This is a genomic window from Halioglobus sp. D3-4 (assembly GCF_055809315.1).
Genome location: NZ_CM147907.1, coordinates 3,317,685 through 3,332,668 on the forward strand (window position 1 = coordinate 3,317,685; position 14,984 = coordinate 3,332,668).

At 58.1% G+C, this 14,984-nt stretch carries 14 protein-coding genes; 5 read left to right on the forward strand and 9 right to left on the reverse strand.

What is annotated here, in order from left to right:
• Window positions 1-36 precede the first annotated feature (36 nt).
• The 4 genes from AC0L6S_RS14355 to AC0L6S_RS14370 all read right to left on the reverse strand — a co-directional run bounded on the left by AC0L6S_RS14355 (window position 37) and on the right by AC0L6S_RS14370 (window position 4,470).
• On the reverse strand, window positions 37-651 hold the full coding sequence (locus AC0L6S_RS14355; protein WP_473424718.1) for a prepilin-type N-terminal cleavage/methylation domain-containing protein: 615 nt from the start codon (window positions 649-651) through the stop codon (window positions 37-39).
• Complete coding sequence (locus tag AC0L6S_RS14360; RefSeq protein WP_473424719.1) at window positions 648-1,052, reverse strand: type II secretion system protein; 405 nt, start codon at window positions 1,050-1,052, stop codon at window positions 648-650. The genes AC0L6S_RS14355 and AC0L6S_RS14360 overlap by 4 nt, the downstream gene beginning before the upstream one ends.
• A gap of 131 nt (window positions 1,053-1,183) precedes the next feature.
• The gene (gene dinG, locus AC0L6S_RS14365) at window positions 1,184-3,310 is read right to left on the reverse strand and encodes an ATP-dependent DNA helicase DinG (protein WP_473424721.1); all 2,127 of its coding nucleotides are present in this window, start codon (window positions 3,308-3,310) and stop codon (window positions 1,184-1,186) included.
• On the reverse strand, window positions 3,304-4,470 hold the full coding sequence (locus AC0L6S_RS14370; RefSeq protein ID WP_473428604.1) for a 1-acyl-sn-glycerol-3-phosphate acyltransferase: 1,167 nt from the start codon (window positions 4,468-4,470) through the stop codon (window positions 3,304-3,306). Before AC0L6S_RS14370 ends, dinG begins: the two co-directional genes overlap by 7 nt.
• 406 nt (window positions 4,471-4,876) lie before the next feature.
• Between AC0L6S_RS14370 and AC0L6S_RS14375 the strand changes: the two genes are divergently transcribed.
• Entirely contained in the window at window positions 4,877-5,149 is a 273-nt protein-coding gene (locus tag AC0L6S_RS14375; RefSeq protein ID WP_473424722.1) for a hypothetical protein, read from the forward strand.
• Window positions 5,150-5,209: 60 nt separating this feature from the next.
• On the opposite strand, the gene AC0L6S_RS14380 is transcribed toward AC0L6S_RS14375, so the two are convergent.
• Window positions 5,210-6,205, reverse strand: a complete 996-nt coding sequence (locus tag AC0L6S_RS14380; RefSeq protein WP_473424724.1) for a tyrosine-protein phosphatase — start codon at window positions 6,203-6,205, stop codon at window positions 5,210-5,212.
• A gap of 37 nt (window positions 6,206-6,242) precedes the next feature.
• Window positions 6,243-6,881 (reverse strand): TetR/AcrR family transcriptional regulator, encoded by a 639-nt coding sequence (locus AC0L6S_RS14385; protein WP_473424726.1) that lies wholly within the window; start codon window positions 6,879-6,881, stop codon window positions 6,243-6,245.
• A gap of 162 nt (window positions 6,882-7,043) precedes the next feature.
• On the opposite strand from AC0L6S_RS14385, the gene rpsT reads away from it, so the two are divergent.
• Window positions 7,044-7,310, forward strand: a complete 267-nt coding sequence (gene rpsT, locus AC0L6S_RS14390; protein WP_473424728.1) for a 30S ribosomal protein S20 — start codon at window positions 7,044-7,046, stop codon at window positions 7,308-7,310.
• Window positions 7,311-7,482: 172 nt separating this feature from the next.
• On the opposite strand, the gene AC0L6S_RS14395 is transcribed toward rpsT, so the two are convergent.
• Window positions 7,483-8,673, reverse strand: coding sequence for a ferritin-like domain-containing protein (locus tag AC0L6S_RS14395; protein WP_473424729.1), 1,191 nt, complete (start codon window positions 8,671-8,673; stop codon window positions 7,483-7,485).
• Between the two features lie 106 nt (window positions 8,674-8,779).
• Here AC0L6S_RS14395 and AC0L6S_RS14400 point away from each other — a divergent pair, with 106 nt between their 5' ends.
• Entirely contained in the window at window positions 8,780-9,778 is a 999-nt protein-coding gene (locus AC0L6S_RS14400; protein WP_473424730.1) for an AraC family transcriptional regulator, read from the forward strand.
• On the opposite strand, the gene AC0L6S_RS14405 is transcribed toward AC0L6S_RS14400, so the two are convergent.
• Complete coding sequence (locus tag AC0L6S_RS14405) at window positions 9,772-11,241, reverse strand: hypothetical protein (protein WP_473424732.1); 1,470 nt, start codon at window positions 11,239-11,241, stop codon at window positions 9,772-9,774. The two genes, AC0L6S_RS14400 and AC0L6S_RS14405, sit on opposite strands and share 7 nt — an antisense overlap.
• Window positions 11,234-12,100, reverse strand: a complete 867-nt coding sequence (locus AC0L6S_RS14410) for a TIGR03619 family F420-dependent LLM class oxidoreductase (protein ID WP_473424734.1) — start codon at window positions 12,098-12,100, stop codon at window positions 11,234-11,236. The genes AC0L6S_RS14405 and AC0L6S_RS14410 overlap by 8 nt, the downstream gene beginning before the upstream one ends.
• Window positions 12,101-12,309: 209 nt before the next feature.
• On the opposite strand from AC0L6S_RS14410, the gene hslO reads away from it, so the two are divergent.
• Together hslO and AC0L6S_RS14420 are read left to right on the forward strand one after the other, a co-directional pair.
• Entirely contained in the window at window positions 12,310-13,209 is a 900-nt protein-coding gene (hslO, locus tag AC0L6S_RS14415) for an Hsp33 family molecular chaperone HslO (protein WP_473424735.1), read from the forward strand.
• Window positions 13,210-13,353: 144 nt separating this feature from the next.
• Window positions 13,354-14,913, forward strand: a complete 1,560-nt coding sequence (locus AC0L6S_RS14420) for a phosphoenolpyruvate carboxykinase (protein ID WP_473424737.1) — start codon at window positions 13,354-13,356, stop codon at window positions 14,911-14,913.
• Window positions 14,914-14,984 lie beyond the last annotated feature (71 nt).

Genomic DNA, 14,984 nt, shown 5'->3' on the forward strand with positions numbered 1-14,984 from the left:
CTTTCGACACCCGGCCGATCACCCCAGGCGATATTTTCATTGCGGGCTCACCCCACCAGAGTCCAGGCGTACCACCAGTTCCGGCCAGAACTTACCGCGCGACTTGATATTCAGCCGCACTGCCACCGGATTGTCCGGCGATTCTGGCCATGCGTCCAACCACGCGCCACCAAAACTGGGAAGATAACCGACGGTAAACTCTTCCACATCTTCCAGTAAAACGCGGGGCGTGAGATCCTCCCAGCTAAAGATCATTCCCGCGTCGCTGTAAGGGTACCATTTGAGCTCCAGTGCACCCCCGCTGTAATTGAGCTGAAAAACGAAGGCGCCACCCAGGTTGGCACCCGCAATCAGCGGTGCCACCCATATCACCTCGGAAGTGCCACCCCAAAACAGGGCTGGGGACAGCGCTGCATTGTCAAACGAGGGAGTAGTCGCTGCATCCTTGCGCACAGGCAGTGCACTGCCAAGCGAATTGCGTAGAAAACTACTCACCACCCGCATTTCATCATTGCGGTTGGTAATCTCTGTAACGGCCACCTTGGTATTGCCAAAACTGCGCAGTGCCGCCGTGGTCGTCAACGTAATCAGAGACAACAGAGAAAGAGCGATGAGCACTTCGAGCAAGCTAAACCCGCGCTGCCTGCTCATTCAGGTTCCACTGCGCCGGCAACCACCGAGTTGAGGATAACCCGGCGCTTTTTGTTCCCATCCTCCCAGCTCACAACCACATTCAAGCGCTGCAGCGCTCCTGCCAATAATTCGCTGTTCTGTGACAAAACCACAGGCTCGGCGGCGACCCGCCAAGAGAATCCTCCGTCGGTCTCGCCTGCTTTACGCAAACCCGCACGTGGCACTTCTGCATGCAATGCAATGAGTGAACGAGCCAGTTCAATGCCGTAGGACCGCTGCTGATCCACTTGGGCGATGCGGGTCGCCCCTCCGGCCGCATGATAAAGCGCGCCGAGAGAGAACCCCATTATCGCCACCGCTACCACCATCTCCAGCAAGCTGAAGCCACGCTCACTGGCCGGCACTGCGAAAGTTGTCACCGCAGGGCGGACCACAGCGTGACGCATGGCGGATTCAACTCAACGATGTCGTACATATACAGACTCCCTCTCCCGCCATTATATTTGAAAGGGGGTCCGATTTAGAACCCTCCTCAGCCGCAGCGCGCAACTCAGTGCATATGAAATTGGAACGGCGGCAGCGAATCCAGTAATAGTCGCCCGTAACGCTTGGTCAGAATGCGCCTGTCCATCAGTGTGATGCGCCCGGTATCCTGCTCGGTGCGCAGCAACCTGCCGCTGGCCTGCACCAGGCGCAGCGCCGCATCCGGCACACTGATTTCCATAAAGGCATTGCGCCCCTGCGCTTCCACCCACTCAGCAAGCGCGGCCTCCAGTGGACTGTCCGGCACCGCGAACGGGATTTTGGCGATCACCACGTGGCGACAGTACTCGCCAGGTAAATCCACGCCCTCGGCAAAACTGGCCAGCCCAAAAATGACACTGCCCTCACCACCGTCGATGGCTGCTTTGTGCCTGCGCAGGATTTCCTGCTTGCTGTAATCACCCTGCATCAATATGCGACCGCCAAACTCACCGGTGACACCTTGATACACCTCCAGCATCTGGCGGCGCGAGGAAAACAACACCAGGCTGCTTTCGCTGTGATCCAGAATGGTGGGCAGTCGCTGGATCAGCGCGGCGGTATGCGCCTGCGCATCGCCCGGTTCGCAATCCATACGGGGAACGGTAAATGTCGCATTGGCGTAGTTGAATGGGCTGGCCACCACCTTGTAGTTGGCGTCTGCCGGTGCGCCGGAGTGCAGCTGGAAGCGATCAAAGGAGTTCAGCGCGGTGATGGTTGCAGAGGTGACAATCACGCCCGCAGCCCTGGACCACAAACACTCCTGCAGGATGTCCGCCGCCAGCACTGGGCTGCAACGCAGCTCAAAACCAAAAGCCCCGGCGCTGTTGAGCAGGGTAATCCAGCGCGCCTTGGGTGGTATCTCGCCCTGCCCGGTGACGGCGTATTCGCGCCACAGTGCCAGTGCGGCCTCAGCGCGGCCGAGCATGCCGCCCACATTGATATGCCAGGCCTCTATGTCCGACTTGTCCAGGCCGGCAGATTGATCATCCAGTGCATCCTCCAGGATAGCCTCCAGCCGCGAGAAGGTGCTCTCCAGCTTCTGGAATTGCCCGGTGAGCGCCGTTGCGACCTGCATCAGTGAGGCCGGCACCAGACCGTGTTCCAACCGCAACTGCTGATCATCCCGATGAGCGGGTATCTCGGTCTCATCAAACAGCGTTGCCACGGCCTGCTCCGCCACCTGCAGCGCCGCGACTGCCTCATCCAGCTGTGCAGGCAGGGCCTGTATCAGTCGCTGCGTGGCGTCGATCGCCGCCAGCGCCGGCGCGGCCTGCGCCAGTGATTTCTTGCTGTCCTGCAGCCAGGTAATCGTCGAATTCAGCCGGCAGTAGCTGGAAAAATGGGAGAGCGCCTTATCGGGTAGATGGTGGCCCTCATCAAACACATAAATACTGTCTTCCGGCGCCGACAGAATCGCGCCTCCGCCAAGCGCGAGATCAGACAACACGAGATCGTGATTGGTGACGATAATGTCCGCGCTCTGCAGCTCATCGCGCGCGCGGTAGAAACTGCACTGGCTGATATTGGGGCAGCGCCTGCCACTGCACTGGCTGTGATCGGTTGTCGCACCGAACCAGACATCGTCCGGCACGCTGTCCGGCCAGTTGTCCTTATCGCCATCCCACTCACCCCGACCCAGGGCCTGCAGCATCGCATCGTAGATGGGCAGCGCGTCGGCCCCGGTGGGTGCGCCCAACTCATCGGGGTAGAGGGGAATCAATGCGGACGTGCCCTGCCCCTCGGCCAGCTGTCGGTCCAGCTTGGACAGACACACATAGCGACGACGACCCTTGGCCAGTGCAAAGCTGAAGTTCATGCCGCTGCTCTGGCGGATATCGGGTAAATCCTTATTGACGAACTGCTCCTGCAACGCGATCGTGGCGGTGGCCACCACCAGGCGCTTACCCAGCGCCTGCGCCATGGGGATGGCGGCGACGGCGTAGGCGATTGTCTTGCCGGTGCCGGTACCTGCCTCGATTACGCAGACAGCAGGCAGCTCTGCCCTCTCCCCCTCAACAGGGGGAATACGCGATAGCGTATTGGCGATTTCCGCAATCATCTGACGCTGCCCCCAGCGCGGCGTGAGTGATTTACTCTCAACAATGGCGTTGTAGGCGTCGCGGATACGACCCTTGACGTCCTCGCTCAGCAAGGGGGCGCGGGGCGCTCGGCAGGCGCCAGCTTGCTCACTACCGCATTGGCGTAGATCCCCAGCGCATAGGGGCGGTGCTCCTCGGGCATCGCGTCAATGCGGGCCTCGAACGCCGCAAGACTGCAATCACCCTCCTCCAGATAGAGCTTGTCGGGAACAGGAGCATCGGCGCCGTACAAGCGCCGGTAGGCGTAGAGATTAGTGGGATGCAGGCAATAACCGTTGGTAATTTGCCTATCCACCTCGTTGGCAACAGCTTCCGGCGTTTCGAGATCACCGCTCAGTGGTGTACCAAAAGTGACGTGAACGCGGCCCTTCTCCCCGGCAATGCCCTGGGCGATAGACGCGACATCCTCCTGTTCACCCTTTTGATAGCTGCCCTGCGATGCTTTCTGATACAGCTCTCGGGCCTTCATCGCATCACAGGGGTCGAGCTCGTAGGAGATCGCCACTGGGACAATATTCAGACTCCGTATGTGCTCGCCAAATTCCTGTTCGCGCTTGTTGCGGCTCATCGACAGCATTTTGATAATGACGGGTTCCGTGCGATCAACGCCATCCTTGGCGCGCCCTTCGCGCTGTGCGATCCAGATGGAGGAGTGCTCCTCCAGCAGAGAGTGCTGGATATAGTTAGCCAAATTTTTGGAGGCGGCGAGAAGTTCACGCGGGCCACTGACAGCACGTTTTACGATGAAGCTTTTATTCAGCCGCATCAGGTCCGAGACCCATTGCTTGGTGAGCAGGTTATCCCCGATGGCGATACGCACCGTCTCGTGGCCATTTCTGTGCAGGGCGTAGTTGGTAAACGCGGGGTCCATCGCAATATCGCGGTGGTTACTCATGAACAGGTAGGCGCTGGAAGCACTGAGCCCCTCCAGCCCCGAGACACTGAAGCCGCCCGTGGCAGCTTCGATCATTCGGGTCATATACCGCTCGATGACGAGTTGCATGCTGCGTACGTCTGATACGCCATGCACTTCGCGCGCCAGCATGTAGCGCACCACAGGTCGCAACAGGGGACGGGGCAGGAATGAGGCAAGCCTGCCGAGTCGATAGGCTGCCAAGGTATCCAGAAAGTCTGCGCTTTGAAGCAGTGCGGATACGACGCCGGCTACCTCATCATCCTTATAGGGCCGAATCTCTGCAAAGGGGTCGGTCAAGCCGGTAATCTCATAATTTTCAGGCGCCACACCATACCCAAATTCGATCCGTGAGTCATCCGGCACTTTCGAGCGCCTCCGGGCTCTTTGAGTCCCCGCTGACCACATGCAAATTCCACTGGGCAAAGATGGGCAGGCAAGATGACAGTTGTTACCCGAACGACATTAAAAATTGTTAACGTTTCCAGGGGAAACCTTTGGAAAATTCCATTAAGTGCTTTAAAAACATGGTGATAGCTGGATATTTTTTCGCCAAAACCAAAAATGTTACCAAAATACCCAAAAAGTTACGGTTTAGTAACTCATTCTTGGCGCTCCTTGCCTTATAATGGCCACATCTGAAACTGGTCGATAACGGCTAATTTCTTCGACGCAAGACCAACACTTGAATTATGAGGATCCCGAGATGAACTTATCTAAAATTGCCGCCGCCTCCGCGCTGGTCGTTTTTTCTGCCGGCAGCCTGGCAGCAAAACCCACCAGCATCGTATTCAACTCCAATGCCACCACGGGTGACGGCACGGCCTATTCCACTTATACAGTGAAATGCTCCAACGGCAAAAAAGCCGAGCTGACTGCCTGGGACAACCGTGGCAAGTGGTGTGTCGGTGACGCCGCCAGCGAAGACTGCGAGAAAAAGCAGATCAAGGCCGCCAAAGGCGCTTGTAAAGCCAAGTAACACTCAGGCAGTAAGCACATTGGCCGCCAGCGTGCTGGCGGCCAGTTCCCACACCCTCGCTCAATCCAGATAGCGAGCTTGCAACTCAGCCCGTTCCGCAGCACCCACACCCAGCGCCTCCTGCAGATACACTTCCGTCGACGGGTAGCTTTGCTCTATCGCGAGCAGCGCGCGCGCCAGATAATCTTCATGTACTTCCAGCATGGGTAAAATTGACGCCGCCTCCATCGACAGCATCTGGTACTTCTGTCGCAGCCGATCCATCTCACGCTCCGGGTGAAAAAACTGGCCGGTAAGCATGTAGTCGCGCATCACCACTTCCCGCGACACTCCCAGCGCCATCAGGACAATCGCCGCCGCAAACCCGGTGCGGTCCTTGCCCGCCGCACAGTGCACCAGAAAGCGCGCATCCTGCTCACCCAGAATCTCCTGAAACATACGGGCATAGGTTGCCGTTTGTGCCTCGGCAAAATCCCGGTTTATCTCCACCATGAAATCAAACATGGCCTGCCGATCCGCCATCTGGCCCTCGGCCTGTTCAAAAAAACGTGAGTTGCTACCGGGAATAATCGGCAGGCTGGCTATACGTGGCGCCCTGGACGCAGGCAGGCGACTAGGATCGCCCTCCTGCTCCTCCACGCGCCGGAAATCGCAGATGAGGTCGAGCTCAAGGCTTGCCAGCAGATCGACGTCCTGATCGCTCAGGTTCGACAACTGGCCCGAGCGGAACAGAAAACCCCACTTCACCTGCCGTCCGTCGACCGTAGGGTAGCCGCCGAAATCCCTGAAGTTTGGCGTGCCCTGCATACCCAGTTTACGCTCTGCCGCCAGCACCTCTGTGCCGTGCTGATCACGCAGCCGAAAATAGTGGCGACTCGTAGGCGCGAGGCCTGACAAACGCACCCGCCGGGCATCTTCGTTGTAGTGAGCGCTTACATTCCCATTGGGCGCCAGCGGCTCAACCGTGACTCGCGTATCGGGATGGCTCGCCTGCCATTCGATATGATGGTCACCATCGGCCTCGCGCCAGATTTGTACTGCCTCTGAAATCAACATGAACGGGTTCTTGCCTCGTGAAATCGGGGTGGGAGCACTAGGGCGCCTCCGCATCTCCCTTATACTCAAAAACTGCGTGTAGCAGCACTTTAATCAGGCTCAGCTGGTTCTCCAGCGCGGTTTCACTGAAGGGATCCTGACCCAGTAGATCCCGGTACATCGGCGCCATCGTCACATAGGACATCACAAGATTGTTAAATGCCATCACTGCCCAGGGCTGCAAACCGGTATTTTGAAACAGCGCCAACCCCTCTCCCTCAATTCTGGCGTCAGGCCTGAACATCGGCCGAAAGAGCCGATCTATCAACTCATTGGTGTGCGGCCCCCCGGACAGTGCCGCATGCTGTAGCAACCTTGCCAGATTGGGGTTTGCGTGGTGCTGCCTGACAATCGCCTCGAGCCAGTAAAACACGCGCTCACTGGTGACCGGGCCGCCATCGAGTTCTGCCAACGGGCCGGAAAACTCGGCTAACAGGCGCTCCAGTACCGCTTCATACAGCGCCTCCTTGTTCTTGAAGTGATTATAAAGGCTGGGCGAGCGGATACCCACACGGTCGGCCACATCACCCAGCGAGGTGGCGCTATAGCCCTTCGCGGCAAACAGGTCTTCTGCGGCATCGAGAATACGCTCTGCAGTGCTGGGCGCCACTGCCGCTGAAACCGCCGAATCATCCATACGCAAAAACACACTCCCTGAGAAAGTAGGTCTGTATTAACTAGTAGGCGTTAGTATACATGACCGCCTATCGGCCTCACCAGCGAGACAGCGGTTGACAAGCGGGGGGCCAGTGTGAATAATCGCTCCTCCGATTTTTTTGACTTCCTTTGAGGTAAAACAGTGGCGAATTCACCACAAGCAAAGAAACGCGCCCGTCAGGCGGAAAAGCGTCGTTCACACAACGCCAGCCTGCGGTCTTTGGTACGAACCGTAATCAAGAAGGTTAATGCTGCAATTGGCAGCGGCGATCAGGCTGCGGCGAAAACAGCATACGACAATGCTGTTCCCGTCATCGACCGCATGGCCGATAAAGGCATCATTCACAAGAACAAGGCAGCGCGCCACAAGAGCCGCCTGAACGCGCAGGTCAAAGCGCTTTCTGCCTGAGACAGATTGCGGCGCTCCCGTTGCGCCGCTTTAGTTAGCAGCTGATGTAGAAGCTGATACAAAAAAGCCGGCTAGAGCGCCGGCTTTTTTTGTTTACATCGCGGGTTCACATGCAGCCGTACCCTAACGACTGCCAGTGTTGCCCGCTATAGAACGATGGTGCGGGCCTGTGTCACGCCGCCGAGCTGGTTTTGCTCGCCTCTGCCGCCTCGTGCACCTTGGCAAATTCGGCCAGCATACTCTGCTCATATGCCTGGGCTTCCTGCGTATCCAGTGGACGCTCCATCTCCGACCAATCGATGTCCCCATCGGTCGCCAGGTTTTCGTAGTCCAGGATGCCCAGCGTTTCAAATTTCGGGCGCACTTTATCCGTCAGCAACCCAATGCGGTTGAGATTGGGGATCACGCGCTGGAACAGCAGGTTGCGGAATGTGGACATAACAAAGCCGTCGAGTACTTTCTTGCGAGCCTCCTCAACGTCCCAACCGAAGTGCCGGAATACATCTGTCGCTACCAGTCGCTCGCGGCTGATGGCACAGGCTTCATAGGCAAATTGCGCACGCTCTTCGCGCTCTTCATCTGACAGGGTCTTCACGAACTCCTCCAGATAGTTCACGCCAAAAGTCACGTGTCGGGCTTCATCGCGAGTTACCAGATACACCACGTCCTTGAGCACCGGATCAGGCGTTGTCTCACGGGCGGTGGCAAATGCTGACAGGGCCAGCCCTTCAATCACGATCTGCATACCGATGAACTTCATGTCCCAACGCGGATCGGTCAGGATTTTGTCAATAATACTCTTCAGGTGCGTATTAATCGGATACATCAGGCCGATGCGGGTCTGCAGGTATTTGTTGAACACTTCCACATGGCGTGCTTCGTCAAAGGTCTGCGATGCCGCGTAGAGTTTGGCGTTGAAGGTGGGGGCGCAAGAACACAATTGTGATGCTACCAGCAGCGCGCCCTGCTCACCGTGCAAGAACTGGGACAGACTCCATGCGTTCATGTGCAACCAGAACTCGGCCCGGGTCTCCTCGTCCATCGCCAGATAGGGCTCGTAGTCGTGGAGGTTCATCATCTCCGGCGACTGCTGCTCCATCGGCCAGGGACGATTCCAATCGATATCCATCTCAGGATCCCAATTGAGCTGCTTGCCCAGATCATAGAGCTTCTTAATCCGGTCGTCCTGAATCTTGTAGTCCCAGTTAAAGGAGCCGGTCAGTGGGGTCTGAAAAATTTCAGCGACATGATCAACGTCCGCACTGGTCAGAACATCTTCCAGATCTGGATTCTGCTGCGGGTATTCCGCGTTAGGGTAACGCTGGATTTTTCGCGGGGTCTGCTCGGTCCATTCAACTTTCATAACTTACTCTCCGTAAATTTGCTCGGGAATTTACTATGCGCGCAGTCCAGCAACCCAGCAAGGTAAAGTCTTGTCAATATATGGTCATTTGTGGCCAAATAGGGGGATGCCAAATACCACGACTCCCGCACAGTACATCCTCATCCTGATCGACATGATCGAGCAGCGCGGCTGTGACCTGGACAAATTGCTCGCCGGCACCAGCCTTGCCGATACCGGTATCTCAACGATTGGCGCCCGCATTCCGGACGCGGACTTCAACCAGTTGGTAAACAATGCACTGGAACTCACCGGCGATAGAACCCTCGGGCTCAAACTCGGCCTGCGCCTGAATTTGAGCGCACATGCCGTGCTCGGGCAGGCATTCATGACCTGCACCGATCTGGCTCAGGCAATCGAGCTGTTCCTGAAATACAATCACCTGCTGGCATCCGACCTGCACTTTGAATTCGAAACACTGGATGAGCAGTGCATCCTGACAATTGTGAACACGCCGGGGAATATCTCTCTGGAATTCGGGTACGAGCTTTTCTACGGCGCACTGATCAATACACTGCGCGGTTTGTTGAACAAGCCGGATCTGACTCTGGGCATGGAGTGCCCCTACCCCAAGCCCGAGCACGCTGAGATGTACTACGAGATGTTCGGCGACGACATTCATTTTGACACCCCGCAGGGGCGCATCCTGTTCGACCGGGAGCTACTGGCGACACCCCTGCCATCGTCCAACCCAGTTCTGCGCAATCTCTACGAGTCGGAATGCGCGCGCCTGCTGGCAGATCTGGAGGAAGACAACTCTGTTACCGAGCGCACCCTGCGACTGTTGCGCAAGCTGGAAGGCCAATACCCGCAGATGCCGCAGATCGCCGCCATGCTGAACCTCAGTCCGCGCACTTACCGACGCCGGCTGGACGAGGAGCAACAGTCCTTTCAGCGCTTGCTGGATCAGGTGCGGGCGGAGCACGCCACCCGCTATCTGCAGAACAAGCGACTGCCGCTGTCCAGCATTGCGTACATGGTTGGCTTCAGCGATACATCGAACTTTCGTCGCGCCTACATGAAGTGGACGGGGAAATCACCGGGCGAGGTTCGTCGCGGTCACTGAAAGGTGCCGCTGCCGATCTGGTAACGCTCGCCACAACATTCCTGCGCCATCATATGCGCAATCATCACCGGCTCCTCGCTGTACGCCACCGTGCGCGTGCCATCAGCGAGATCAAATACCGCCACTGCACGCCAGGGCTCCAGACCCTGATACAGCACCGTGTAACCGGCAACCACACCGCTGCCGGAATAATCGGGTACCAGCTCACAGACTTCGCTCTCTCGGCTGACCTGCTCTGTCACATCGGCACTGGCCCAGCCGTCGGCGCCGGGCGTGGCTGACCACAGCGCACAGGCCTGCTTGGTCAGCATGCCGCTGACCGTGGTCACCAGCCCCACCTCCTCCGGGTTCTCGCGCAGCAACTGCGCCATTTTCACCGTCGCCTGAAAGACAAAATTGTTCAACGGTCCGCCGCCGAAGGTCATGCCCCCGGTCACGCTGATATTGTGCTGCGCATGCATACCAAATTCCTGCAATTGAACACGCACGGCATAGGGGAAACAGGAGTACAGCTCGCACAGGCGAATATCGTTGAAATCGACACCGGCCAGTTCCATGGCGACTCTACCGGCAACGCGGAATCCCTCGCTGGCACCGAGGTCTTTGCGACTGGCGACCACCGACATGAAATTTGATTCGGTAAATGCGCGCGGAAATATCCATTTGCTGCGCGGGATACCCAGGGATTCTGCAACACCGGCCGAGCACAGAATCAGGCCGGCGGCCTGATCGACATTCCACTGACTGTTATGCAGTTTGGTGTAGGGGAAAGCCAACATCCGGTTTGCGGCGGAGTGCTCGCGAATATGCTTCGCGGGGACGGCCCCGTCAGACCAGCCATCCGGATTTTCCGCAGCCACTTCGCTCATACTCGAGTACATTCTGGCCATCTGGTCGCGGTGCTCGTCGACGCTCAACCCCTGCTTGTGGCGCAGTGCGCTGTCGAGTATCGCGTAATACCCCACCGGCATGCCGAGGCCGGCCGCAGACTCCACCGGCGACCACATCTCGTCCTCTGGACGCAGCGTGATATCCGGCTCGACATCTACCTGAGCCGTTTCAGAGGCTTGGTCGCCCGCCTTCTCAGCACACAGGGAGCGATACTTTGCCTCACCCCCCGTCACCAGCACCACGCGGGCGTCACCGGACTCGATACGCTGCGCAGCCCGCGTGAGCAGGCTCTGCTGCAGGATGCCGAACTCGGCCAGCAGGGTGGTGGCTGAACTCGCACCCAGCGCGTCTGCCACCAGGCGCCCCGGGTCGCTGTAACCCCACAGGCTTCTGGGCACCATAATCTCGTCTGCCTGCGTCAGGAGTTCGGTGCTGCCGGCATCGACAGCCGCATCCCGAAGCGCCTGTTCCATCAGGACCACGGCTTCACGCGCGCTGTTGTAATCGTCCATTTTTTGTTGAACGGCGGCGATGCCCACCAACACCGGTGTGTTCGCAGCATACTCAACCATTGATGAACTCTCCCGCATACCAGTTCAGCATCGCGATTTTCTCATCGAGTGGCTTGTCAGCCTCCATTTCGTACACGTTCCGAAACCCGATCACAACATCTGTCACGCCCATGCTCTCCAGCTGCTCTATGCCTTCTGGAGTAAAGGCATTCTGCCCGGTGGTATAGATCCTGAACGGCCGGTCTGCGGTGCCGTACTCCGCCCGCAACTGGTTGATGCGGCCGATGTAGGCTGTCAACTCACTGAGATCGGCGCCGGCGCACATCCAGCCATCACCCACCTTCGCCGCACGCTTCAATGCTGGCTCTGAGTGCCCGCCGATCAACAACGGCGTAGGCGCGCTGGGCACCGGGTTCATTTTATTGGCTGGCATATCGTGTAGTGCGCCGGTGTAGCCGAAATACTCACCCGTTTCGAGGCCGCGCAAAATGTCGATCTGCTCATCGAATCGCACACCGCGCTTTTCCCAGGGTACACCGCAGACGGCAAAGTCCTCTTCCCAGGGGCTGATACCAATACCGAAATCGAAGCGGTTTTTGGACAACACCTGAATCCCCTGCACCTGCTTCGCCACAATGGGAGCCTGCCGCACAGCGAGCTTGTAGACAAAGGTAGAAAAGCGGATGCGCTCGGTGACAGCGGCCATCGCAGCCACGGCAATCAGGCTTTCAACAAACGGCACGCTCTCCAGAAACTCCCTGCTACCATCCTTGTTATAGGGGTATTTGGAGCTGGCTTCCTGCGGATAGCAGATGCTGTCGGGTATGGTGATACCATCATAACCGGCCTGCTCCGCCGCTCTCGCCAGGGGCAGGTAGTGGTCGGGGTCGCACATCCCGATCTGGTAGCTGAATCTCATTGTTTTTCTCCTGAAAGCGCTGGAAGTGGCGCGCTGTTATTAGTGCCGGGCGCATACTCTAGCTTGGAATCCCTGCAATAGCGCCGCTGCGTGAGTTTTTTTGGCCGGTAGGCTCAAATACTGAACCCTGACCCTGTGTCTGCATGTATACTTTTCACTCGTCGTGCGCAGCCATGCGCGCGTAGTTTTTTTGCCACAGTGATACCTCCATGAGCGACTCTGCAGAAGCAAACGGGCCCGACACAGGTGATCGATCGCAGCGATTCCTTTTTGAGCTCGCCGACACCCGCGGTGAAATCGCGCACCTGGATTGTGCCTACCGGGAGATTCTGGCGATTCACCAGTACGCCGACAGCGTTGCCCGCCTGCTGGGCGAGTTTCTGGCCGCAGCAGTGCTGTTGAGCAGCAACCTGAAGTTCGAGGGCAAGCTGGTGTTGCAGGCGCGCTCTGACGGCCAGATACCACTGCTGATGGCGGAGTGCAGTGACACCCTGCAGGTACGGGGTATCGCGCGCGGTGCCGAGCAGGCCACCTCGGACAATTTTGACCTGCTGCTGCACGACGGGCAATTGGCCATTACCATCGACCCGACCAATGGGCAGCGCTATCAGGGCATCGTCCCGCTGCAGTACGGCTCTCTGGCCCGCAGCCTGGACAACTACTTTGCGCAGTCAGAACAATTGAGCACCCGCATCTGGCTGGCCGCCGACGGCAGGCGGGCCAGCGGGCTGTTGTTGCAGCAATTACCGCCACAGATCACCACTGACAACGACGAGCGGCAACAGCATTGGGAACATGTCTGTGCGCTGGCCGCCACGCTGCAGGAGGCCGAAATGCTCGCGCTTCCGGGCGAGGAACTGCTCTACCGCCTCTACCACGAGGATCCGCTGCGCCTGTTCGAGGCTCGCGCTCTGCAGTTCCACTGCTCCTGCTCCCGCGAACGCACCCGCAACGCACTGTCCACGCTGGATCCAGCCGAAATTCTGGAGTTGCTGGAGGACCTGGGCAACATCACCATGGAGTGCGAATTTTGTAACCAGGCATACCTGTTTGAACGCAGCGATCTGGCGGATTTGCTGCCAACTGATGAGACTAAAACCTTACACTGATCACATCTTCGCCGGAATTCGGTGCATTTATGCCCAATATAATTCGCAAAATGCCCTGCTTCTGACATAATTACGCCCCCTTGTAGCCCCAAATACCGGCGCTGAGGCCCCGCTGGCCGACGCTTTATAACGACAGGACGGACCATGACCCAAGACATTCACACCGCCAAGGAATACACCGATCTGGCGACATCCAAACTGATCGAAGAATCATTGAAACGCGGCGAAGGTATGCTGTCCGACACAGGCGCCCTGCTGATCACAACCGGCCACCGCACCGGGCGCTCCCCGGCTGATCGCTTCATCGTCAAGGAGCCCAGCACCGAGGACAGTATTGATTGGGGCAGCGTCAACCGCCCATTCGACAGCGACAAATTTGATGCGCTCTGGGAACATGTCGAGTCCTACCTGGCAGTGCGCGACAAATTCACCACCCACCTCCATGTCGGCGCGCACAGCGACCACTATCTACCGGTAAAAGTCACCACAGAGACCGCCTGGCAGGCCCTGTTCGGCCGCAATATGTTCATCCGCCCTGACACCTACAACGCCGGCCGCAAGCCCGAGTGGAACATTCTCAATGTACCCGGTTTTGAGTGTGTTCCAGAGCGTGACGGCACCAACTCCGACGGCGTGGTTATCATTAACTTCGCCCAGCGCAAAGTGCTGCTGGCCGGTATGCGCTACGCCGGCGAAATGAAGAAGTCCATGTTCTCGGTACAGAACTTCCTGCTGCCAGAAAAAGACGTCATGCCCATGCACTGCAGCGCCAACGTCGGTGAGGAAGGCGATACCACCTTGTTCTTCGGCCTGTCCGGCACGGGCAAGACCACCCTGTCTGCCGACCCCGATCGCTATCTGATAGGTGACGACGAACACGGCTGGGCCAAGGGTTCCGTGTTCAATCTGGAAGGCGGCTGCTACGCAAAAACCATTGACCTGAGCCGCAAGAATGAACCCGTTATCTGGGACGCCATCCGCTTCGGTGCGATCATCGAAAACGTGGTGCTGAACGACGAGCGACATGCCGACTACAGCGATACCAGCCTCACCGAGAACGGCCGCTGCTGCTACCCTCTGGAACACGTCGAAAAACGCACCGAATCCAACTGCGGCGGCGAGCCCAAATGCGTCATCTTCCTGACCTGCGACGTGTCCGGGGTACTGCCTCCTGTCTCCATCCTGTCCAAGGAGGCCGCGGCCTTCCACTTTCTCAGCGGCTACACAGCTCGCGTGGGATCGACCGAACTGGGTGCGGAAGCCGGCATTCACCCGACATTTTCCACCTGTTTCGGTGCACCCTTCATGCCGCGACCGGCCAGTGATTACGCCGAGCTGCTGATGAAGCGCATCGAGGATTTCGGCAGCCGCGTTTATCTGGTCAATACCGGCTGGATCGGCGGCTCCGGCGCTCCCGGCGGCACCGGTTCACGATTCCCTATTCCTGTCACACGGGCCGTGGTCAGCGCCTGCCAGAGCGGCGCGTTGCTCAACGCCCCGACGGCTCACCTGGACATACTCAATCTGGATTTTCCCACCGAGATCCCCGGCGTCGATGCGCAGTATGTCGATCCGCGCACCGGCTGGGGAACAGAAGAGGCTTACAACGAACAGGCGCGCAAACTGGCCAGCCTGTTTGAGGAGAACATCGTGAGCTTCAATGCCGCTGACGCCATCGTTGCAGCCGGGCCCAAGTCCGCCTGACGCAGACATCCGCGACCGACCAAAGGCCCACTTCTGAGTGGGCCTTTTTTATTGTTCGTGATTTCTCCTCT

Bases quoted from the DNA above. Each gene is read 5' to 3' on its own strand.
- AC0L6S_RS14355 (WP_473424718.1), bottom strand. From the start codon at position 651: ATGAGCAGGCAGCGCGGGTTTAGCTTGCTCGAAGTGCTCATCGCTCTT.
- AC0L6S_RS14375 (WP_473424722.1), top strand. From the start codon at position 4,877: ATGAACTTATCTAAAATTGCCGCCGCCTCCGCGCTGGTCGTTTTTTCT.
- AC0L6S_RS14380 (WP_473424724.1), bottom strand. From the start codon at position 6,205: ATGTTGATTTCAGAGGCAGTACAAATCTGGCGCGAGGCCGATGGTGAC.
- AC0L6S_RS14385 (WP_473424726.1), bottom strand. From the start codon at position 6,881: ATGGATGATTCGGCGGTTTCAGCGGCAGTGGCGCCCAGCACTGCAGAG.
- AC0L6S_RS14395 (WP_473424729.1), bottom strand. From the start codon at position 8,673: ATGAAAGTTGAATGGACCGAGCAGACCCCGCGAAAAATCCAGCGTTAC.
- AC0L6S_RS14400 (WP_473424730.1), top strand. From the start codon at position 8,780: ATGCCAAATACCACGACTCCCGCACAGTACATCCTCATCCTGATCGAC.
- AC0L6S_RS14405 (WP_473424732.1), bottom strand. From the start codon at position 11,241: ATGGTTGAGTATGCTGCGAACACACCGGTGTTGGTGGGCATCGCCGCC.
- AC0L6S_RS14410 (WP_473424734.1), bottom strand. From the start codon at position 12,100: ATGAGATTCAGCTACCAGATCGGGATGTGCGACCCCGACCACTACCTG.
- hslO (WP_473424735.1), top strand. From the start codon at position 12,310: ATGAGCGACTCTGCAGAAGCAAACGGGCCCGACACAGGTGATCGATCG.
- AC0L6S_RS14420 (WP_473424737.1), top strand. From the start codon at position 13,354: ATGACCCAAGACATTCACACCGCCAAGGAATACACCGATCTGGCGACA.